We start from the raw sequence: 18,946 nt of genomic DNA, 5'->3' as shown, positions 1-18,946 counted from the left end.
GGCGTTGCGGGGAAAGTGGGAACACAATATGAGCGATTGCTCACATTAACTACTCGCATTCGCCATGCCCTCGCCACGCCGCAAGATCAGCCTCAAACCCCGTAAAAAGCCCAGCCAAAGCCGCGCCGCCGAGACCGTTGCGGCGATCATGGAAGCGGCGGCTCGCATTCTCGAGCGCGGCGGCCTGCCGGCGTACAACACCAACGCCGTCGCCGAGCGCGCCGGCGTCAGCATCGGCTCGCTGTACCAGTACTTCCCCAACAAGGACGCGTTGACCGCGGCGCTCATCGACCGCGAGACCGCCACCCTGCTCGCCGATCTGGCCGCGGTGCCGGACCATGCGAGCTATGCCGACGGCGTCGTCGCCGTGGTACGCGCGGCGATCGCCCATCAGTTGCACCGGCCGGCCTTGGCGAGACTGCTGGATTTCGAGGAGCGGCGGCTGCCGATGCGCGATCGCGATCTGCAGGTCGACCGCGCCGCGCAGGCCTGCGTGCTCGGCCTGCTGCGACGGCCCGACGCGCCGGTCGTCGCCGGCGACGGCGCCACCTCGGCCGAGCTCCTTGCCCTGGACGCCATCGCCATCGTCCGCAGCCTCGTCGATGCCGCTGGGGAACGCGGCGAAACCGAGGCCGCGCCGCTGCAACGGCGCGTGCTGCACGCGGTGTTCGGCTATCTGGGCCAGCCGCGCGCCGCCGAAGCGACGGCGAAGACGCGCAAGCGCACCGAACCGCGCCGGCCGGCCGGGCGACCGCGCCCGGCGTCCGTATCGAGTCCGGATCAGGCCCCGCTGCGGTCCTCGCGCACCGCCATCAACGCGATCAAGGTCAACGCCGCCGCGCCGGCGAGGTAGTAACCGACGTAGGCCAGGCCGTAGCGGCCGGCGAGCCAGGTCGCGATATAGGGCGCCAGCGAGGCGCCGAAGATCCCGGCCAGGTTGAACGCCAGCGAGGCACCGGTGTAGCGCACCGGGGTCGGGAACATCTCGGCGAGGATGGTGCCGAGCGGCCCGTAGGTCAGGCCCATGATGCCCAGGCCCAGGCCGAGGAACAGCAAGGTGCCCCAGGCGCTGCCGCTGGCGAACAAGGGCGCGAAGCCGATGCCGAACAGCATGATCGCCACGGTCGACAGGATCATCGCCAGACGCCGGCCGCGACGGTCGGCGAACATCGCCGACAGCGGAATGGTCGCGGCGAAACAGAGCACCCCCCCGAGCTGCATCTGCAGGAACTGCTCGCGCGAATAGCCCAGCTGCGAGGTGCCCCAGCTCAGCGCGAACACGGTCATCAGATAGAACAGCACGAAGGTCGCGAGCGCGGCGAAGGTGCCGGCGACCAAGGCACCGGGATGTTTTACCAGCACCTCGAGCATCGGCAGGCGCACGCGCTCGTGGTGGTCGATCGCGCGCTGGAACGCCGGGGTTTCGCTGATCCGCAGCCGTACCCACAGGCCGACGAACACCAGCACCGCGCTGGCCAGGAACGGCACCCGCCAGCCCCAGGCGAAGAAGGCCTCGTCGCCCATGCTGTCGGTCAACAGCAGGAAGATGCCGGTCGACAGGAAAAACCCGATCGGTGCGCCGAGTTGCGGAAACATGCCGTACCAGGCGCGCTTGCCCGGCGGGGCGTTCTCGGTCGCCAGCAACACCGCGCCGCCCCATTCGCCGCCGAGCCCGAGCCCCTGGCCGAAACGACACAGCGCGAGCAGCACCGGCGCGGCGATGCCGATGCTCTGGTGGGTCGGCAACAGGCCGATCGCCACCGTCGACAGGCCCATGGTCAGCAACGCCGCGACCAGGGTGGCCTTGCGGCCGATGCGGTCGCCGAAGTGGCCGAACACCGCCGAACCGACCGGCCGGGCGAAGAACGCCAGGGCGAAGGTCGCCAGCGATTGCAGGGTCGCCGCAGCCGGGTCGGCCGAGGGGAAGAACAACTTCGGAAACACCAGCACCGCCGCGGTGGCGTAGATGTAGAAGTCGAAGAATTCGATGGTGGTGCCGATCAGGCTGGCGAACAGCACGCGGGACGGGGAATTGGCGGACGCTGGTGCTGCTGCGCTCATTGCGTGTTCCAGCTTGGGGACCGGTGAATTGTTACCCGATCCGGACGTCCGCAGGGAGGAGCCTTGCCAGGCGCGAACGTTCGGCTCCGGCATGGCCTGCGCACACGCGGCGAACACCCTCTAGCTCGAACGCCCAGTGGCCGCATGCGCGCCGATCCGGCAAGGTGTCACCATCCCCCGCACGAGTCCCGCCCATGAGCGAATCCCCCATCCGCGTCGCCCTGATCGGCTACGGCTTCGCCGGCCGGACCTTCCACGCGCCCTTGATCTCGGCGACGCCGGGCCTGCGCCTGAGCGTGGTCGGCTCGCGCGATGCCGGCAAGGTCCAGGCCGACCACGCCGACGTGGCGGTACTCGCCGACCCGTTCGCCGCAGCCACCGATGCGCGGGCCGACCTGGTGGTCGTCGCCACGCCGAACGACAGCCATGCCCCGCTCGCACGCGCCGCGCTCGCGGCCGGCAAGCACGTGGTGGTCGACAAGCCCTTTACCCTCGACCTGGCCGAGGCGCGCGAACTGTCCGCACTGGCCGCGGACCGGGACCGCCTGTTGTCGGTGTTCCAGAACCGGCGCTGGGACAGCGATTATCTCGGCATCAGGCAGGTCGTCGACGAAGGCTTGATCGGCGAGGTCGCGCATTTCGAGTCGCATATCGACCGCTACCGGCCGCAGGTGCGCGAGCGCTGGCGCGAACAGGCCGGTCCGGGCAGCGGGCTGTGGTGGGACCTCGGCCCGCATCTGGTCGACCAGGCCCTGCATCTGTTCGGCCTGCCCGAGCGGGTGATCGCCAGCCTGGCGACCCAGCGCGCGGGCGCGCAGGTCAGCGACTGGGCGCATGCGGTGCTCGAATACGGCACGCGCCGGGTGATCCTGCACGGCAGCATGCTCGCCGCCGGCGGCAGTCCGCGTTTCCTGGTGCACGGCACCCGCGGCAGCGTGGTCAAGACCCTGGCCGACCGCCAGGAAGCGCAACTGCTGTCCGGCCTGCGTCCGGGTGAGGCCGACTGGGGGCGCGACGAGGACGAGCTGATCCTGCACGACGCCGACGGCAGCCGCCGTTTGCCGACCCCGGCCGGCGACCAGCGCCGCTACTACATGGCGGTGCGCGATGCACTGCTCGGCCACGGCCAGAACCCGGTGACGCCTGCGCAGGCGATCGCGGTGATGGCGGTGCTGGAAGCGGCGGTGGCATCGGCGGCCGCCGGCCGCGCCACGGTGCCGTCCCTGAGCGACAGCGAACGCGCCGCTTTCGGCTGAGGCGCGCGCGGTTGTCCATCGCGAAAGCCGCCGAGCCGGACTCGGCGGCAGCGGATCGATCGCTCTCTCGGCCCGGTCGTGACGCGTGGCTACCGCAGCCGGCGCCCTCGGTCGCCAGCATCGATGCCACACGTCCACAATGCCGTATGCCCGCAGTGCCCGGTGTTCGCTCAGCGCGGCGAGGGAGCGCGGCGCACTGTGCAAATCCGCAACCTGGATCAAGTCCGCCGGCCCAGACTGGCCCCGCACGACGCCACCGGAGCCCCGCTTGAACCGCAGCAGCACCTTCGACCACTACAGCGCCCGCATCGAGAAGGTCGTCGCCTTCATGTCGAGCCGGCTCGACCAGCCGCTGACGCTGGCGCAACTCGCCGAAGCCGGGCATTTCTCGCCGTTCCATTTCCACCGGGTCTATCGCGGCCTGAAGGGCGAGACCATCGCCAGCACCCAGCGCCGGCTGCGCCTGCATCGAGCCGCCAACGATCTGCTGACCAGCGAACTCAGCATCGGCCAGATCGCCGGCCGCGCCGGCTACGGCAGCGTGGCTGCCTTCACCCGCGCATTCGGCGCCACCTACGCCTGTGCGCCGGCGGCGTTCCGCAAGCGTCGTGCCGCCCTGCCCGCGTTGTCGCGCGCAGCCTTCGACCCGACCCTGGAGAGCCTGATGTACAGCGCCGAAATCGCCACCCTCGCCCCGATCCGCACCGTAGCCCTGCCGCACACCGGCGACTACCAGACCATCGGCGACACCTTCAACGCCTTGTACGCGTGGGCCGGCCCACGCGGGCTGATGCATCAGGACACGCGTTTCCTCGGCATCTATTACGACAGCCCGGCCGACACCCCGCAGGAGCAACTGCGTTCGGACGCCTGCCTGACCGCGCCCGGCGGCATCGAACTCGGCGAGGGCATGCGCTGGGTCGAGATCGCCGGCGGCCGCCATGCCGTGGTCGTGCACACCGGCCCCTACAACGAGTTGCACCGCGCCTACGACTGGCTGTTCTGCCAATGGTTGCCGGCGAGCTTCGAGGAAGCCGGCGATGCGCCGGTGTACGAGGAATACCTCAACGACCCCTCGAGCCTGCCGCCGGCGGAATGGAAGACCGCGATCTGCCTGCCCTTGAAGTAAGCCCACGCACGTAGTTCCCGACACAGGCGGCCGCGCGCGCCGGCCGCCTGTCTTCAACTCGCGCTTACATCCGGGGCGCTACCTTGGGCCCATGACGACACCGACCCGGTCGCAGTCGCGGAACGATCCGCGATGAGCGCGCAGTGCGATTACAGTTTCGGCATCGAGGAAGAATTCTTCCTGGTCCGCCCGGAATCCCGATTGCTGGCCTCGCAGGTGCCGCCGCGGTTATGGAAGCGGGCCCGCGCCGAGTTCGGCGAATCGATCGAAAGCGAACTGCTGCAAGCGCAGATCGAGATCGCCTCGCCGATCCTGTGCGACATCGGCCAGGCCCGGCGCCAACTCGGCGAGCTGCGCCGCGGCCTGTCGGCACTGGCCCACGAACACGGCCTGGCCCTGCTCGCCGCCGGCACCCATCCGCTGGGACTGTGGCGCGAACAGACCGAGACCGATAAGCCTCGCTACCGGCAACTGGTCGAGGATTTCCAGATCGTCGCCCGGCGCAGCCTGGTCTGCGGCCTGCACGTGCACGTGCAACTGCCCGACGATGTCGACCGGGTCCAGGTGATGAACCGGGCGATGCCGTGGCTGCCGCTGTTGCTGGCGCTGTCGACTTCGTCGCCGTTCTGGGACCGCCTGCGCACCGGCCTGATGAGTTACCGCCAGGCCATGTACGACGAATGGCCGCGCACCGGCATTCCGGATTTCTTCGAAAGCGAGGCCGCCTACGACGCCTTCGCCGCGGTGCTGGTGCGTGCCGGCGCGATCGCCGATGCGAGTTCGTTGTGGTGGGCGATCAGGCCCTCGCCGAACTACCCGACCGTCGAGTTGCGAATCGCCGATGCCTGCACCCGGCTGGACGACAGCCTGGCGATCGCAGCGCTGTACCGCTGCCTGATGCGCCACTTGGTCATGCATCCGGCGCAGGCGCCGGCCTGCGACGCCGGCGTGCGCCGGATCATCGACGAGAACCGCTGGCGCGCCAAGCGCTTCGGCCTGCAAGCCGAGTTCATCGACGAATGCGGCAATACCGAACCGGCCTTGGCCCAATTGCAGCGCCTGCGCGAGCTGTGCCGCGAGGACGCGCAGGCGCTGGACTGCGTCGAAGCCCTGGCCTCGATCGACGACATCCTGGCGCGCGGCACCAGCGCGCACTCGCAGTTGGCGCTGTACCACCAGCAACGCGACGGCGGCGCCAGCCGCACGGCGGCGTTGAAGGCGGTGGTCGACTGGCTGCTGCACACCACCGTACCCGCTGCCTGAGGCCGCGACGATGCCCGCCCACGACCGACAACCCGCCATGCCCGCGCCCGCCCGCAAACTGCTGATCGGCCTGTCGCCGCGGCTGATGCGCAACCTGCCGCCGTCGTACGGTTTCCGCAACAAGACCCTGCAATACCTCGAACAATCGATGGCGCACTGGGTCATGTCGAGCGGCGCGCTGGTGGTGATGATCCCGACCGTCGACGCACTCGGCGAAGTGCAGGCCACCGACTTGTCGGTGCGCGATTACGCCTGTTCGCTCGACGGCCTGATCCTGCAGGGCGGCGCCGACATCGACCCGCAGGCCTACGGCGAGCGTCCCAGCGAAATGCTGATGACCACCGACCCGGAACGCGACCGCTTCGAGTTGAACCTGCTGCGCGCTTTCATCGAGGCCGGCAAGCCGGTGCTCGGCATTTGCCGCGGCATGCAGCTGATCAACGTCGCCCATGGCGGCAATCTGTACCAGGACTTGGTCGGCGGCGGCGCCACCCGCAGTCAGCACTACATTCCGGCGCGTTACGACGAGCACGCGCACTCGTTGCGGATCCGCGAGGGCGGCTGGCTCGCCGAGCTGTACCCGCAGGCGCAAGCGCAGGCCCAGGTGAACTCGATCCACCACCAGGGCATCAAGAACCTCGGGGAAGCCCTGGAAGTGGAAGCCTGGTCGGAAGACGGCATTCCCGAATGCATCCGCAGCGCCGGCAGCGGCTTCGTGGTCGGCGTGCAATGGCACCCGGAATTCCACGATCAGCGTTTTCCCGAGCTGTTGCCGGGACGGCCGCTGCTGATGGCCTTCATGGAAGCGGCGCGCAAACGCGAGCAGGCCGAAACGGGTGCGCCGGGCGCGACGCCGGGCGGCCCCTGATTCGAATGGCGACCGCGCCGCGCGATGCGGCGACGGTCGCGAGCGAGCCGCCTTACAGCGCGGCGGTCACCACGATTTCGACGCGGAATTTCGGATTCGCCAGGGGCGCCTGCACGGTCGCGCGCGGCGGCGTGTGCCCGGGCGCGACCCAGCGGTCCCACACTGCGTTCATGCCGGCGAAATCCTCCATATCGGCGAGGAAGATCTGCGCCATCAGGATCCGGGTCTTGTCGGTGCCGGCGCGCGCGAGCAAGGCATCGATCGAGGCCAGGGTTTCGCGGGTCTGCCCTGCGATGTCGAGATCCTCGCTGTCGGGCACCTGTCCGGCCAGGTAAGCGACGCCGTTATGGATCGCCATTTCCGACAAACGCGCGCCGACGTCGAATCGCTGGATCATGCATCACCTCCCGTGGGTAAGGCGGCCATTGTCGGTCAAAGCGGCGCCGCGCACACGCACGCCGTCTCACTCCGACGAAGATCTCGAAACCGCGGCCCGGCAGATGGTCGGCGCCGACCGCGCGCGCAGCTGCGCGGTCTAAAGCTCCGGCGTGCTGGCCTCGATGATGCGCTGGCTTTCCTCGCGCTCGCCGCTGCGGTCCGGGCCGCTCAGGGCGGCGTCGGCATTCGCGCGATGCTGGGCGCGCACGTCCGGCGGCAGCACGTCGATCTGCCGATGCGCCTGCGCCACCGCGCGTTCGCCGGGCTTAAGCTGGCAGTTGCGGCTGAGGATTTCCAGTTCGTCGCCGGTCTGGGCCGCGCCGCTCTGCAGATTGACCACGACGCCGAGGGTGTCGCCCAGCGGCTCGAGCCGGGTGCAGATCGCATCGATGGTGCCGTAGCTGCGCTGGCCGTTGCGGTCGACGATGGCCAACAGGTTTTCGTCGTCGACCCACACCGCCGAACGCACGCCGGACACGCTCTTGGCCGCGATGCGCGCATTCTCGCGATCGATCCGGCGGGCCGGGTCGACCAGGCGGATCGCGCGGCGCAGGTCGCGGTCCAGCGCCTCGACGTTCTGGTGCAGGGCGACCTGGTCGCCGGCGATCGCCTGGCCGCGCATCTTCGCCAGGCGTTCGGCGGTTGCGTTGCGGTCGATCGGCACGCCGGCGCGCGCGGGTTTCTGCGCCGCTTCGCGCTCGGCCTGGCCGTCGCAGGCGCTCAGCGCCGTCGTCAACATCGCCGCGCAGAGAACTGCGGCAACCGCGCGAACTGCATTTGCGCCACGTTTCATCGCATCACCTCGTGCCGTGAGGACGGCCCGTATCGATCGGCCGGGCCTTGGCCGCCCCGACCGCTTTATACCCCGCGACGGCCCGGAACGGTTGCCGCATCGCAACGCAAGTGCGACCGCGGTCGCGCCTCGGCCGCGCGCGCGCGGACGCCGGCCGGGCCCGGCCGCGTTTCGCGACCGCGTCCCGGATTCGCCGGCGACTGCGCCATTACAGTCGATCGCAAGGTCGTTCGCGACCGTCGCCACCCGCATGCGGCCTCGACCGGCCCTTGCCTGACCCGGGAACGGCCGGCTATCGCACCGGCCGCAGCGACGGCGCCCGACCGAGGCAGCGCCCATAACCATAAGCAAGCCGCAGCCAACACCTCGCATCCGGATCGACCGCGTGCGTACCCCGGGGGGACCGAGAGTCACAACCGAGGATACGTATGAACGCACCCCACCCGACCGCGCCCCGCCCGACCGCACTGCGCGGCCAGCCCCACCGCAGCGCCTGGGCCGTCGCCGCCCTGCTGTGCGCCCCTGGCGTTTTCGCCGCACCGCAGACGCCGCCGCAAGACCTGCCCGCCGCCACGAGCGCGGCAGCCCAAGCCGGGCCCAGCGCGAGCTGCAGCTATGTCGACTGGAGCCGCGGCATCAACTACCCGCTCGGCACCATCGTGAAATACCTGCCCAACGGCCGGTACTACAAGCTGGTCAACGTCGGCAGCAACGGCAGCGACGGCACCGACCCGACCATCAGCACCTGGTACTGGCAGCCGACCAGTTGCGACGACACCACCCCGCCGGGGGGCGGCGGCTTCATCGTCACCCAGGCCCAGTTCAACCAGATGTTCCCGAACCGCAATCCCTTCTACACCTATGCCGGCCTGGTCGCGGCGATCAAGTCGTATCCGAATTTCGCCCACGAAGGCGGCGACACCATCGCCCGCCAGGAAGCCGCGGCCTTCCTCGCCAACGTCAACCAGGAGACCGGCGGGCTGGTGCACATCCGCGAGCTCAACCAGGCCAACTGGAATCATTACTGCGCGCCGGCCGGCACCTGCGGCAACAAGCAGTACTACGGGCGCGGGCCGATCCAGCTGAGTTGGAACTACAACTACGCCGCCGCCGGCAACGCGCTCGGCCTGGATCTGCTAAACAACCCCGACCTGGTCGCGACCAATGCCGCGATCGCCTGGCAGACCGCACTGTGGTACTGGATGACCCAGCGCGGCGGCGCCAGCAACACGCCGCACCAGGCGATGGTCAATCTGCGCGCGTTCGGCGAGACCATCCGTGCGATCAACGGCGGCATCGAATGCAATGCCAGCGGCCTGGGCCACCAGCAGATGCTCAACCGCGGCACCTACTACCGCAACTTCGCCGCGATCCTCGGCGTGCCGCCGGGCAACAACCTCACCTGTTGATCGCTGCCGGGTCCTGATCGTGGCCGGTCCGGCCGCCGCTTGCGCGCGCGGCCGGACTTGCACGGTGCCGGCCGAACCGCGCTGGCGAGAGCCAGTCGACGCGGCGCGGACAGCGCGACCCTACTGCGGCACCAGCGAACAAGCGCCGCCGCCGTTCGGCGGCGGTTGCTGCGGAAAGGTCGTTTCCGGATACACGTGCACCGGCGTGGTGGCGATGAACCCGTCGGCGAAGGCGAATTCGACGAAGGCCGCCGACCAGCCCGACGCGGGCTGGGTCAACGCGGCGACGGCGCCGTTGCGCGTCGGGGTCAACGGCGATTCGCGATAACGGATGCCGCAGGCGTAGCGGAAATCGCGACCGTCCGGATTGTCGGCGACCCACAGCTTGGCGCTGACCGGGCGCTCCGAGGCGCGCGCGCTGAGGCGAAGTTGCCCGCCGTGCCGGATCAGGCGCGCACGCACGCTCGGCAGCGCTCGATTGCGGCCCCAGCGTTGCAGGGCCGGGATCAGGGTTTCGCGCATGTGCCGGCGTACTCCGCCGTGATCGGCGTTCGGCGCCGCGCGCAGACTGGTGGCGCCGGGCAGCTCGTCCAGATACAGGCGCTGCGCGTCGGGCGGGAAAAAATCGTCGCCGCTCGCGCTGACCAGGTACTTCGGAATGCGCAAGCGCTGGCGATGCCGGGTGCGCAGATAGGCGTAAGGATCTTCGATCTTCATCAGGTCGTCGAACTCGGGCTGCCGGTAGCGCGTGGTGATGCCTTCCTGGTGATAAGGCTGCAAGGCGATCGGCCAGCCGCCGCCGTAGCTGCGATTGATGTGTTCGATCAGAGCCTCGATGCGCATGTCGATGACGTAGGACACGATCGCCTGCACGCGCGGGTCGCCGATCGCGGTAAGCCATGCGGCCCAGGCGCGCTTGGAGGCACCGGTGACGACGAACGAACGCACCCGCCAGCCGCGCAGTTCGCGTTCGGCCAGGTCCATCGCCTTGACCGCGCTTTCGGCCATCGGCAGGTGCAGCGGCAGGGTCGTGTTGGCGGCCGGCGCATCGAGAAAGCGGCGCCAGGTCGCGGCGACCAGCACGTCCTCTTTCTTCGCGACCGTGTCTGCGGGCAAGGTCAGGTATTGGTTCGGCACGTCCGACACCGAGACCACGATGGTGTGGGTGCTGCGCGCGACTTCGAGCGCCAGGGCTTCGTCGAAATCGCTAGGCGGCCGCACCGGGTCGTTGCCGTTGGCGCGGTTACTGCCGTTGTTGATCACCAGCAGGGCCGACTTCGGCCGCGCCACCTCCGGAATATAGATATCGACCCGATGCGTCCATTCCGGCGGCACGGCGCCGCCGCTTTCGGGCCAGCGCTGCGACGCCAGGCGAAAGCTGCGTTTCTCCACGCCTTCCAGTGGCGTATTGCCGAGGCTTTCGTAGCGCAGCGGCACGCGCGCCTGCCGCAGCCGATAATCCGGCCAGACTTCGCTGTAATCGATGCGCTGGCCGGCGCCGCGCGACGCCGCTGCCGAGGCCGCTGTTGAGTCCGCGGCGACGGCGGTCGTGCCCGCGGAGAGCAGCATCGCCGCCAGACACCAACCCAGCCACCGTGCCGTCGCCCGTCGAACGCCAAGAACAGTGGCACGAACCGTGATTCGATCCGTGATTCGATCCATCGTTCGGTCCATCGCCTCCAGCCCTCGCCTGCCGTTTCGGCGCCCAGCCTAAACCCAAACCCGGGCCGGACCTGTGCGGCAGCGCAGAGATCGGCCGACCGTGCGGCTCAGAGGCTGCGCCAGGCGCCGACCAACCCGATCAGGTGGACCAGGCCGATCGCGAAGCAGATCGCCGAACTCCAGTACCAGAACGGGGTCGCCGGCTGCGGCACCGAGGCCACCGCCATCGGCACGACCGCGAGCCCGCGCAGCAAATACACGGCGGTGATCGCGCACAGCGCCGGCCTGGCCCAGGGCCACGGCGCGATCAGGCCCGAGCCCGACAGCGCATAACCGCTCCAGATCGCCAGCACCAGCGCGATGCAGGCGGTAAGCACGGCCGGATACGAGCGGCCGGCGTCGGCCATGCGCGCCATGGCTTCGCCGGCGCCGAAGAAGCGGTACCAGGCGCCGCCGCCGAAGATCACCGCGACATGCGCCAACGCCGCCAACGCGTTGAGGAGCGCGGCGAACAACAACCAGGGCTGCGAGCTCATGCGGCCCCGGGCCGGTTGGGACGGACGAGAAAGACGGCGCGGTTCGGCATGGCGCGATCCTGCACCGCGCGAAAACTGTACGCGAGTGCCGAAAGCAACGGTTGTGCCGGCCGCGGGCGCGGTCGCTGCCGAGCGGCCCCGCCGGGATGGGCACGATGCGACCGGACGACGAGCGGTCGCCGGCCTGCAGCCGCGGCCCTCGATTCTGCGCGGCTTGTCGCAACCGCGGGCGTCATCGCGAAGTACAAGAGCCGCACGAAGGCCGTCGGCCTTCGGCTGCGAGGGTCGCGACGGTCGAGCGACCCATGCGATCCGCCCGCCCATTCGATCCGCTCATGGCCAAGGAGATCACCATGTGCACCAATTTCCTGCTCGGCGTTCCGGCCGTCCCGGCCTCCAGCAATACCGTGCAGTACCTCTCCGCGCGCTGCATGGAACTCACCGGCACGCTGGCGAGCAACCTGTACCGCGTTCCCGCGCAACAGCAGTTCCCCCTGTTCCCCAACCGGTCGCATTCGTGGACCGGCACCTACGGCTTCGTCGGCATCGCCGACCCGCAGGCGTTGCCGGAATTCGCCTGCTTCGTCGACGGCATCAACGAAGTCGGGCTGTCCTGCGCTGCGCTGTGGTTGCCGGGCACGCAATACCCGAGCGCTCACCGCGGCGCCCACGATGCCCTGGAATTCTCCGATCTCGGCGCCTGGGCGATGAGCCAGTTCTCCAGCGTCGCCGACCTGCTGCTGGCCCTGCCCAACGTCGAGATCGTCGGTCCGCCGAGCACCGCCAAGACTTACCTGCCGCTGCACTTCATAGTCACCGACTCCAGCGGCGCCAGCGTCGTCATCGAATTCATCGACGGCGCCACCAACATTTATCCGCCCGACTACGACAACGGCGCCACCAGCGACGGCGTGCTGACCAATGCGCCGCCCTACGATTGGCAGCGCACCAACCTCGCGAGCTACGACCACCTCAGGGTCGAAGGCAACGGCACCTCGACCTCGGCCAAGGCCGGCCCGCCGGTCGGCAGCGGCCTGCTCGGCCTGCCCGGCGACATCATGTCGGCCTCGCGCTTCGTCAAGGCCGCGACCTTCCGCAAGGGCTTCCACTTGCTGCCCTCCGACGGCGCCGGCTGGCTGCCGACCGCGCCCAAGGCCGGCGCCACCGACAGCAGCCAGACCATCGTCAACGTCGCCATGCAGATGGTGCAGATGATCCAGGCCACGCCTTACGGCACGGCCCTGATCAAAGCGAAGCCGCCGTCCATCCACCCCACCGTCGGCGACTGGACCATGTGGCAGGTGGTGCGCGATCACAGCAACTTCGCCTATTACTTCAGCAGCGCCTTCAACAGCAGCCTGCAGATGGTCGACCTGACCACCGTCGATTTCGGCGGCGGCAGCGTCAAGCCCAAGGAGCTCAAATCGATCCCGATCATGCCCGGGTCGAGCACCTGGTACACCGACGTCAGCAGCGGCTTCGCCTGATCCGGTGCGGCGGCGAGTGCCGTGGCCCCGGCCTGCGACGCATCGGCGCCCGGCGGCATCCACGCAGACATGGCCCCTCGCCGTCCGCCGCAGCGCAATCCTTGCGCCGCGGCGGCCTACTCCGGAGACCCTCATGCGCACCGCTCAGCGTCTGATCCATTGCCTGCTCGTACCGCTGTTGCTGCTATGCCTGTCCGGCACCGCCCATGCCGTCGCGGCGACGCCGCGCGACACCGTCGCCGACGTCGCCCGCAGCATCCAGGACCATTACTACGACGTCGAGCGCGCGGCGCAGATCGGCGACAGCCTGCGCCAGGCCGCGGCCCGGGGCGAGTTCGACCGCTACACCGACCCGCGCGACCTGGCCACCGCCCTGACCGAGCGCATCAAGTCCCACGACGGCCATTTCCGGGTCAATTGGCTGGCGCCCGAACAGCGAGGGCCTGCGCAGGCGGCCCGTCCGGGTTCGCGCCCGGGCCCAGGCCCGGCGCCGCGCGTTCGCATCGGAGCGGGACCGAACCTGGCCGAACCGGTCGACTACGCGCGTCGCCGCAACTACGGCGTGCATCGGGTCGAGATCCTGCCCGGCAACCTCGGCTATCTCGACCTCAAGGAGTTCGCCGACTTCCGCTTCGGCGAACCGCGCGCGCCGGCGCGCGTCGCGCTCGAAGCGGCGCTGCAATTGCTGGCCTCCACCGATGCGCTGATCATCGACCTGCGCGACAACGGCGGCGGCTCGCCGGCCTCGGTCGGTTATCTGGTCAGCGCCTTCACCCCGAAAGGCGCCGACATCTACAGCCGTTTCCGCTGGCGCGACGGCGATCGGATCGAAAGCACCTCCGAGGCACCGTTGGATTGGTACCCGACACCGCGGCTGGACGTGCCCGTGTACCTGTTGACCAGCCCGCGCACCGCTTCGGCCGCCGAAGCCCTGGTGTATACGCTCAAGAACGTCGGCCGCGCGACGGTGATCGGCGAGACCAGCGCCGGCGCCGCCAATCCCGGGGCCGAGATCGACGCCGGCAACGGCTTCAGCGTGTTCGTCGCGACCGGTTCGCCGACCAGCCCGATCACCCATCGCAACTGGGAGGGCAGCGGCATCGCGCCCGACGTCGCCGTGCCGCAACGCGAGGCCTTGCGCACGGCGCAGGCGCTGGCCCTGGAAAGCCTGCTCAAGCAAGGCCTGCGCGGCGGCGATGCGGCCGACACGCGCTGGGCGCTCGAGGCGGTGCGCGCCGAGTCGGCCTCCGCGCCGGCCCTGGTCCACGCCGACTACACCGGCCAATACGACCGCATGCGCGTCGAGGCCGAGGCCGGCCGCCTGTATCTGCGCAACGGCAAGCGCCCGCAGCAGCCGCTCGCGGCGCTGGAGCGCGACCTGTTCTACGTCGTCGGCGACCCGAGCCTGCGCGTGCGCTTCGAGCGCGACCGCGACGGCCGCGTCGCCGCGCTGGAAACCCTGCGCCCGGACGGCAGCGGCAATCGCTACCGGCGCTGAGGCCGCGGTCCGGACGGTCGTCGCGAACGATCTCGTCGCGAACGATCCGCGCACCCATGACCGGCGACGCGCGGCATCGCGCCGCGCGCCGTCGTCGAACGCGGCGGATTCACGACTGCGCCGAATCCGCGTTTGTTGCCTGTGCAGAGCGTCGCAGCCTGCACCGGTGACCCCTATCATCCGCCTCCGGCCGGGCTGCCGACGCTCTGCGCCCGATCACAACTGGCGCAGGAACGCGACCAGGTCTTCCTTCTCCTGTTTTTCCAGCCGCGTCTGCAGCACGACGTTGAAGAACTCCACCGTGTCCTCCAGGGTCAGCAGGCGACCATCGTGCAGGTACGGCGGCGAATCCTTGATGCCGCGCAGCGGGAAGGTCTTGATCGGCCCGTCGGCGCTGGCGAAGCGGCCGTTGATCATGTGCGGCTTGAAGAAGCGCTCGACCCGCAGGTTATGCATGCTGTTGTCGGTGTAATACGGCGGTGTGTGGCAGGCCGAACACTGCGCCTTGCCGAAGAACAGCGCCTCGCCGCGCTTCTCTGCCTCGCCGGCATCGGGCTTGAGGCGGCCGAACAGGTCGAGCTTCGGCGCCGGCGGGAAATCCAGCAGCGCCTGGAACTCGCCCATCGCGTGCACCTGGTGGCCGCGATCGAGGATGTTGATGCCCTTCTTGGTCGCGATCACCGGGTCGCCGTCGAAATACGCGGCGCGCTGCTCGAACTCGGTGAAATCCTCGACCGACTTCAAGGCCCGCTGCGAACCGAACAGGCGCTGGACGTTGACGCCGCGCAAGGTCGGGGTGTCGATGCGGTGCCGGAACGGCTGCGGCCGGATGTCGCCGACCAGGTGCGTCGCCGCGACCGAATGGCCGTTGCTGTGACAGTCCAGGCAGGCGATGCCGCGGCTCGGCAAGGCCGAACGCCGGTCCTCGGTCTGGTTGAACTGCTGCTGCGCGAACGGCGTCACCAGCAGGCGCAGGCCTTCGAGTTGCTTGGGGTTCAACACCCCGTTGAACAGCTCGAAGTAGTTGTTGATCGTCACCAACTGGCCCTTGGAGACATCGCCGAGGTCGGGCCGCGTGGTCAGGAAGATCGGCGCCGGAAAATCCGGCAGCAAATGATCGGGCAGATCGAAGTCCAGGTCGAAGCGGGTCAGGTCGCGCTGCTCGGCGCGCTTGATCGCATCGATGTGGAACTGCGGAAACACCATGCCGCCTTCGGCATGATTCGGATGCGGCAGCGGCAGGAACCCGGCCGGAAACAGCCCACGCTCGCGGATCTGTTCCGGGCTCATCGCGCCGAGCTCTTCCCAGGTGGTGCCCGCCGGCAGCCGCGCGCGCACCCCGCCCTGTACCGGCTTGCCGCCCGACATGGTCACGCCGCGCACCGGCTTGTTGCCCAAATCGTAGCGTTGCTCCAGCAGGCTGCGATGGCGCTGCATCACCGCCGGCTTGTCGCGTTCCATCCGCGACTTGATCGCGGCGAAGGTTTCCTTAATCACCACCGGCATGTAGCTGCTCGGCGGATCGGCCGCCAGGGCGATGCCGGACACGCCCAGTGCGCACGCACACAACAGCCACAGTGGCCGAAGCCGTGGAGACTTCTGCTGCCTCATGGTCTTGCTCCCTGGAATGGTGGAAGACGTCGCTGGCGGCACCGCGGACACGGCGCTCCCCTCGAGGCTAGCCCTCGCCGGCAAGCGGTTTAAATCGTTTGATTCGATAGCTGCGATAGCCGCCGGCTATGCGCATGACGAAGCAGTGAACCCGAGATGCGCCGCATCAAAAAACCGGCGCGACGAGTGTCACGGAATTCGTGCGAATCGGTATTGAGTCACTACGCAAGTGGGTTGTTTGCATGTTGCGGCAGGGCGCGCCGCTGCCCCTAAAACGGCGCAACTCAGGGTAGCAACGGCGGATGCAGATCGCCCGCCAAAGTTCGCGTGGCGCGACCGGAGCCGCCGGGTCGAAGACGAGCCGGCTGTGCGGGAACTGCGGTCGCTGCGCTCCTGCGCCCCCTCAATCCGTCATCGGCCCGTACGGCATCAAGCCATAGCCGCGTTCCGATTCGACGATCGAACGTACCTGGCGCAGGGAAATCAGGATGCAGCCGCACAGGCAGAAATCGCCGTGGCGCGCGGCCGGGCGGCCCTCCACCCGATGGGTCGGATCGCCGGTCAGGATGACCGTCAGACCGTGTTCGTGACAGTGCACTTCGTCGCCGACGCGCGCCCAACTGAAGCCGCCGGGGCGGTCCGGCGCCGACCCGGTCAGTACCGTGCCGCCGCAGCTGGTCGTGTCGCCGACCATTATCCAATGCCGAACCATCGCCCACCTCCGCTCTCGACTCGCTCGCACCTCAGCCAAGGAAACGGCGCGACGATCGCGGCGTGAATCGCCGCGCGACCGCTGGTTGCCCGTTGCCGGACACAGGTCATGTCGAACGGTGTTGCCCAGGATCCACGGGAGCATTCGAACTGCGCATATCGTCACCGTTCCGGCTGCGCAGTCGACAGAGCGATGGCCGAACCGGTGAACGGCAGCACCAGGTCGTAGACCGGCGCGGCGGGCGGGGTCGCCGGAAAAGCGATCGGCGTGGTCGCGGCGGTGCCGAACTGGGTGACGCCGCCGAGGATGTTGCCGAGGTCGTAGCGGCGGCCGCCGAACTCGAACGGCGCGCTGTCGATCAGGCGCGCGCTGAACACGTTGTTGGCGAACACCGAGGTCGAGGCCGCGCCGATCTGCGCTGCCAGGGTGGTACCGACCACCAGGCCGGTGCGGCGGAAAGTGGCGATGCGTTCGCCCTGCGCGAACGACTCGGGCCGGTCGAAATCGCCGGCCGGTTCGCGCTGCAGATACACCGAGAATTCGCCGGCCGGGTCCAGCCCCAGGGTCAGCGCGCCGTTGTCGACGTCCGGGGCGACGAACGGCCGCGCGGCGAAGGTGAAATACGCGGTGGTTTCGCCGACCGCGCCGCAGAACAGCGAGCCCTCGATGCCGGACAGGTGCAGGAAATAGCCGTAATCGGCCAGGGAACCGGCGGGCGTGCGATAGAAACGTCCGGTGACGTACCAAGCGAGTTCGGCGGACAGCAAAGGCGACATGGGCGGGCTCGGCAGCGTGGGGCGCGAGGCCCCGAACGGAAGGGCACGCCGCATCGGCGGCGTATGCTCCAGGTAACGCCGCCAGGCAGAATCAGGAGGACAACCGGCCGCCCGCCAATGTCCGGAACCGTGCGCGAGCGCTCATTCCGGCGCGGCATCTCCGGCCCGCTCGGCGATCGGGCGGGCATAACGCACCAGCGAGACCAGGGTCTTGCCCGGCTCCTCGGTGAACACGACGTGCGCGGACCGCTCGAACCAGACCAGTTGCTTGGACGGCGCCTGCAGGCGTCCGAACCATTCGGCCGCGAGTTCGGAGGAGACGTTGTAGTCGTCGCGGCCGTTGAACAGGATCACCGGGCAGTCCAGGCGCACGACCGAGCTGTAGTCGCGCTGCAGCGCCTCGGTCAGCAGACGCTTTTCCGAGAATTCGTTGCCCTCCCAGATGCGCGCGATCTCGGCATCGCTGTATTCCGGCGCCAGCGCGACCGCGGCCGAGACCGTGTCGTAGCCCTGCAGGCCGCGCAGGGCGCCGCCGTAATGCCCGAGCCATTTGCGCTGCACGTACAGGTCCTTGAGCGCGAGCGGCCGGCCGGGCTGCGCATAGCCCTCGATCGCGGCGAGTTCGCGCAGCGCTTCGGCATTGCCGTCGCGCCGGGCGCGCTCGAGCGCGAACTTTAGGCCGCGGCGCTCGCTTTCCAGCGAGTGGGTGACCTGCCCCAGGCCGATGTAGGCATGCAGCCACTGCGGCCGGCGCTGGGCGACTTCCAGGCCGAGCACGCTGCCCCAGGAATGGCCGAGCAGGAAGATCTTGTCCTTGCCGAACTCCTTGCGCAGCCAGGCCACCATCTCTTCGGTGTCCTCGACCAGGCGCTCGCGCGTCATCGTCGGCTCGAGCTTGGCCGGATCGTTGAGCAGATAGGTCTTGCCGGCGCCGCGCTGGTCCCACTGCACGACCGTGAAATAGTCCTCCCAGCCGCGCTGGAAGTACCAGCTGTACGGCATTTCCACGAAGCCCGGCCCGCCGTGCAGCATCAACAGCACCGGATTGCGCTTGTCGACCCCGCGGATCGTCACCCACTGCTCGATCCCACCGATCTTCACCGCCTCGCTGCGTTCCACGCCTTCCGGGGTGACGATCCGGCGCAGATCGGCGATCAATCGGGTCGCCTCGGCGCGACTGGCCGGCTTCGCCGCCGGTTGCGCTGCGGCATTGGGGGCGGCGGTCACGGCCAGGGCGGCCGCGACGATCCAGGTCTTCGCTTGTTTCTGCCAATCGCTAAGCATTTCGGGAGGTCTCCACGGTGATTTCGCCGCACTGCGGCAAGCGCGCGCAATTCGCGCGGCCGGCGCAATAGATACGGTGGAGCCGGGTGCGGTTGCAGTGGCAAAACGTTTCCGGCAACGCGGCGCCATGGCAATCTGGCCGCCGACTTTCAAAGGCCGCCAC

At 69.0% G+C, this 18,946-nt stretch carries 17 protein-coding genes; 8 read left to right on the top strand and 9 right to left on the bottom strand.

Annotated elements, in window-relative coordinates; translation table 11 throughout:
• Positions 1-64: 64 nt before the first annotated feature.
• The gene (locus AC6CH2_RS00970) at positions 65-853 is read left to right on the top strand and encodes a TetR/AcrR family transcriptional regulator (protein WP_498267551.1); all 789 of its coding nucleotides are present in this window, start codon (positions 65-67) and stop codon (positions 851-853) included.
• Here AC6CH2_RS00970 and AC6CH2_RS00965 read toward each other — a convergent pair.
• On the bottom strand, positions 781-2,061 hold the full coding sequence (locus AC6CH2_RS00965) for an MFS transporter (RefSeq protein WP_498267550.1): 1,281 nt from the start codon (positions 2,059-2,061) through the stop codon (positions 781-783). The genes AC6CH2_RS00970 and AC6CH2_RS00965 overlap by 73 nt on opposite strands.
• A 194-nt stretch (positions 2,062-2,255) precedes the next feature.
• On the opposite strand from AC6CH2_RS00965, the gene AC6CH2_RS00960 reads away from it, so the two are divergent.
• From AC6CH2_RS00960 to AC6CH2_RS00945, 4 genes are all read left to right on the top strand, one after another.
• Positions 2,256-3,317, top strand: a complete 1,062-nt coding sequence (locus AC6CH2_RS00960; RefSeq protein ID WP_498267549.1) for an oxidoreductase — start codon at positions 2,256-2,258, stop codon at positions 3,315-3,317.
• A 268-nt stretch (positions 3,318-3,585) separates the two neighbouring features.
• A complete protein-coding gene (locus AC6CH2_RS00955) occupies positions 3,586-4,446 on the top strand; it encodes an AraC family transcriptional regulator (protein WP_498267548.1) in 861 nt (286 codons plus the stop codon).
• A 132-nt stretch (positions 4,447-4,578) separates the two neighbouring features.
• Complete coding sequence (locus AC6CH2_RS00950) at positions 4,579-5,709, top strand: carboxylate-amine ligase (RefSeq protein WP_498267547.1); 1,131 nt, start codon at positions 4,579-4,581, stop codon at positions 5,707-5,709.
• 37 nt (positions 5,710-5,746) lie between these two features.
• The gene (locus AC6CH2_RS00945) at positions 5,747-6,577 is read left to right on the top strand and encodes a gamma-glutamyl-gamma-aminobutyrate hydrolase family protein (RefSeq protein ID WP_498267546.1); all 831 of its coding nucleotides are present in this window, start codon (positions 5,747-5,749) and stop codon (positions 6,575-6,577) included.
• Positions 6,578-6,629: 52 nt separating this feature from the next.
• Here AC6CH2_RS00945 and AC6CH2_RS00940 read toward each other — a convergent pair whose 3' ends face one another.
• Together AC6CH2_RS00940 and AC6CH2_RS00935 are read right to left on the bottom strand one after the other, a co-directional pair.
• On the bottom strand, positions 6,630-6,974 hold the full coding sequence (locus tag AC6CH2_RS00940; protein ID WP_031369989.1) for a RidA family protein: 345 nt from the start codon (positions 6,972-6,974) through the stop codon (positions 6,630-6,632).
• 138 nt (positions 6,975-7,112) lie between these two features.
• Positions 7,113-7,754, bottom strand: a complete 642-nt coding sequence (locus tag AC6CH2_RS00935; protein WP_498267545.1) for a hypothetical protein — start codon at positions 7,752-7,754, stop codon at positions 7,113-7,115.
• A gap of 482 nt (positions 7,755-8,236) precedes the next feature.
• Here AC6CH2_RS00935 and AC6CH2_RS00930 point away from each other — a divergent pair, with 482 nt between their 5' ends.
• On the top strand, positions 8,237-9,217 hold the full coding sequence (locus AC6CH2_RS00930) for a chitinase (protein WP_498267544.1): 981 nt from the start codon (positions 8,237-8,239) through the stop codon (positions 9,215-9,217).
• Between the two features lie 120 nt (positions 9,218-9,337).
• On the opposite strand, the gene AC6CH2_RS00925 is transcribed toward AC6CH2_RS00930, so the two are convergent.
• Together AC6CH2_RS00925 and AC6CH2_RS00920 are read right to left on the bottom strand one after the other, a co-directional pair.
• Entirely contained in the window at positions 9,338-10,786 is a 1,449-nt protein-coding gene (locus tag AC6CH2_RS00925) for a PhoPQ-activated pathogenicity-related family protein (protein WP_498267543.1), read from the bottom strand.
• Between the two features lie 200 nt (positions 10,787-10,986).
• Entirely contained in the window at positions 10,987-11,415 is a 429-nt protein-coding gene (locus AC6CH2_RS00920; protein ID WP_498267542.1) for a hypothetical protein, read from the bottom strand.
• A 335-nt stretch (positions 11,416-11,750) separates the two neighbouring features.
• On the opposite strand from AC6CH2_RS00920, the gene AC6CH2_RS00915 reads away from it, so the two are divergent.
• Positions 11,751-12,902 (top strand): linear amide C-N hydrolase, encoded by a 1,152-nt coding sequence (locus AC6CH2_RS00915; protein ID WP_498267541.1) that lies wholly within the window; start codon positions 11,751-11,753, stop codon positions 12,900-12,902.
• A gap of 133 nt (positions 12,903-13,035) precedes the next feature.
• Positions 13,036-14,400 carry a S41 family peptidase gene (locus AC6CH2_RS00910; protein WP_498267540.1) on the top strand — a complete coding sequence of 455 codons (1,365 nt, stop codon included), beginning with the start codon at positions 13,036-13,038 and terminating at the stop codon, positions 14,398-14,400.
• Between the two features lie 216 nt (positions 14,401-14,616).
• Here the strand turns inward: AC6CH2_RS00910 and AC6CH2_RS00905 are convergent, their stop codons facing one another.
• The 4 genes from AC6CH2_RS00905 to AC6CH2_RS00890 form a co-directional block, all read right to left on the bottom strand.
• On the bottom strand, positions 14,617-16,011 hold the full coding sequence (locus AC6CH2_RS00905; protein WP_498267539.1) for a hypothetical protein: 1,395 nt from the start codon (positions 16,009-16,011) through the stop codon (positions 14,617-14,619).
• 403 nt (positions 16,012-16,414) lie between these two features.
• Positions 16,415-16,723 carry a PAAR domain-containing protein gene (locus tag AC6CH2_RS00900; protein WP_498267538.1) on the bottom strand — a complete coding sequence of 103 codons (309 nt, stop codon included), beginning with the start codon at positions 16,721-16,723 and terminating at the stop codon, positions 16,415-16,417.
• Positions 16,724-16,884: 161 nt separating this feature from the next.
• Complete coding sequence (locus tag AC6CH2_RS00895; RefSeq protein ID WP_498267537.1) at positions 16,885-17,499, bottom strand: hypothetical protein; 615 nt, start codon at positions 17,497-17,499, stop codon at positions 16,885-16,887.
• Positions 17,500-17,640: 141 nt separating this feature from the next.
• Entirely contained in the window at positions 17,641-18,783 is a 1,143-nt protein-coding gene (locus AC6CH2_RS00890; RefSeq protein ID WP_498267536.1) for an alpha/beta fold hydrolase, read from the bottom strand.
• Positions 18,784-18,946 lie beyond the last annotated feature (163 nt).

Source organism: Lysobacter sp. GQ73, assembly GCF_059758755.1.
Note: the sequence above shows the minus strand (reverse complement) of the source record. Positions and strands in the feature narration are given on the sequence as shown.

What these genes read in the sequence shown, in the direction of transcription:
- AC6CH2_RS00970 (WP_498267551.1), top strand. Translation starts at nt 65, where the DNA reads ATGCCCTCGCCACGCCGCAAGATCAGCCTCAAACCCCGTAAAAAGCCC.
- AC6CH2_RS00965 (WP_498267550.1), bottom strand. Translation starts at nt 2,061, where the DNA reads ATGAGCGCAGCAGCACCAGCGTCCGCCAATTCCCCGTCCCGCGTGCTG.
- AC6CH2_RS00960 (WP_498267549.1), top strand. Translation starts at nt 2,256, where the DNA reads ATGAGCGAATCCCCCATCCGCGTCGCCCTGATCGGCTACGGCTTCGCC.
- AC6CH2_RS00950 (WP_498267547.1), top strand. Translation starts at nt 4,579, where the DNA reads ATGAGCGCGCAGTGCGATTACAGTTTCGGCATCGAGGAAGAATTCTTC.
- AC6CH2_RS00945 (WP_498267546.1), top strand. Translation starts at nt 5,747, where the DNA reads ATGCCCGCGCCCGCCCGCAAACTGCTGATCGGCCTGTCGCCGCGGCTG.
- AC6CH2_RS00940 (WP_031369989.1), bottom strand. Translation starts at nt 6,974, where the DNA reads ATGATCCAGCGATTCGACGTCGGCGCGCGTTTGTCGGAAATGGCGATC.
- AC6CH2_RS00935 (WP_498267545.1), bottom strand. Translation starts at nt 7,754, where the DNA reads ATGTTGACGACGGCGCTGAGCGCCTGCGACGGCCAGGCCGAGCGCGAA.
- AC6CH2_RS00930 (WP_498267544.1), top strand. Translation starts at nt 8,237, where the DNA reads ATGAACGCACCCCACCCGACCGCGCCCCGCCCGACCGCACTGCGCGGC.
- AC6CH2_RS00925 (WP_498267543.1), bottom strand. Translation starts at nt 10,786, where the DNA reads ATGCTGCTCTCCGCGGGCACGACCGCCGTCGCCGCGGACTCAACAGCG.
- AC6CH2_RS00920 (WP_498267542.1), bottom strand. Translation starts at nt 11,415, where the DNA reads ATGAGCTCGCAGCCCTGGTTGTTGTTCGCCGCGCTCCTCAACGCGTTG.
- AC6CH2_RS00915 (WP_498267541.1), top strand. Translation starts at nt 11,751, where the DNA reads ATGGCCAAGGAGATCACCATGTGCACCAATTTCCTGCTCGGCGTTCCG.
- AC6CH2_RS00910 (WP_498267540.1), top strand. Translation starts at nt 13,036, where the DNA reads ATGCGCACCGCTCAGCGTCTGATCCATTGCCTGCTCGTACCGCTGTTG.
- AC6CH2_RS00905 (WP_498267539.1), bottom strand. Translation starts at nt 16,011, where the DNA reads ATGAGGCAGCAGAAGTCTCCACGGCTTCGGCCACTGTGGCTGTTGTGT.
- AC6CH2_RS00900 (WP_498267538.1), bottom strand. Translation starts at nt 16,723, where the DNA reads ATGGTTCGGCATTGGATAATGGTCGGCGACACGACCAGCTGCGGCGGC.
- AC6CH2_RS00895 (WP_498267537.1), bottom strand. Translation starts at nt 17,499, where the DNA reads ATGTCGCCTTTGCTGTCCGCCGAACTCGCTTGGTACGTCACCGGACGT.
- AC6CH2_RS00890 (WP_498267536.1), bottom strand. Translation starts at nt 18,783, where the DNA reads ATGCTTAGCGATTGGCAGAAACAAGCGAAGACCTGGATCGTCGCGGCC.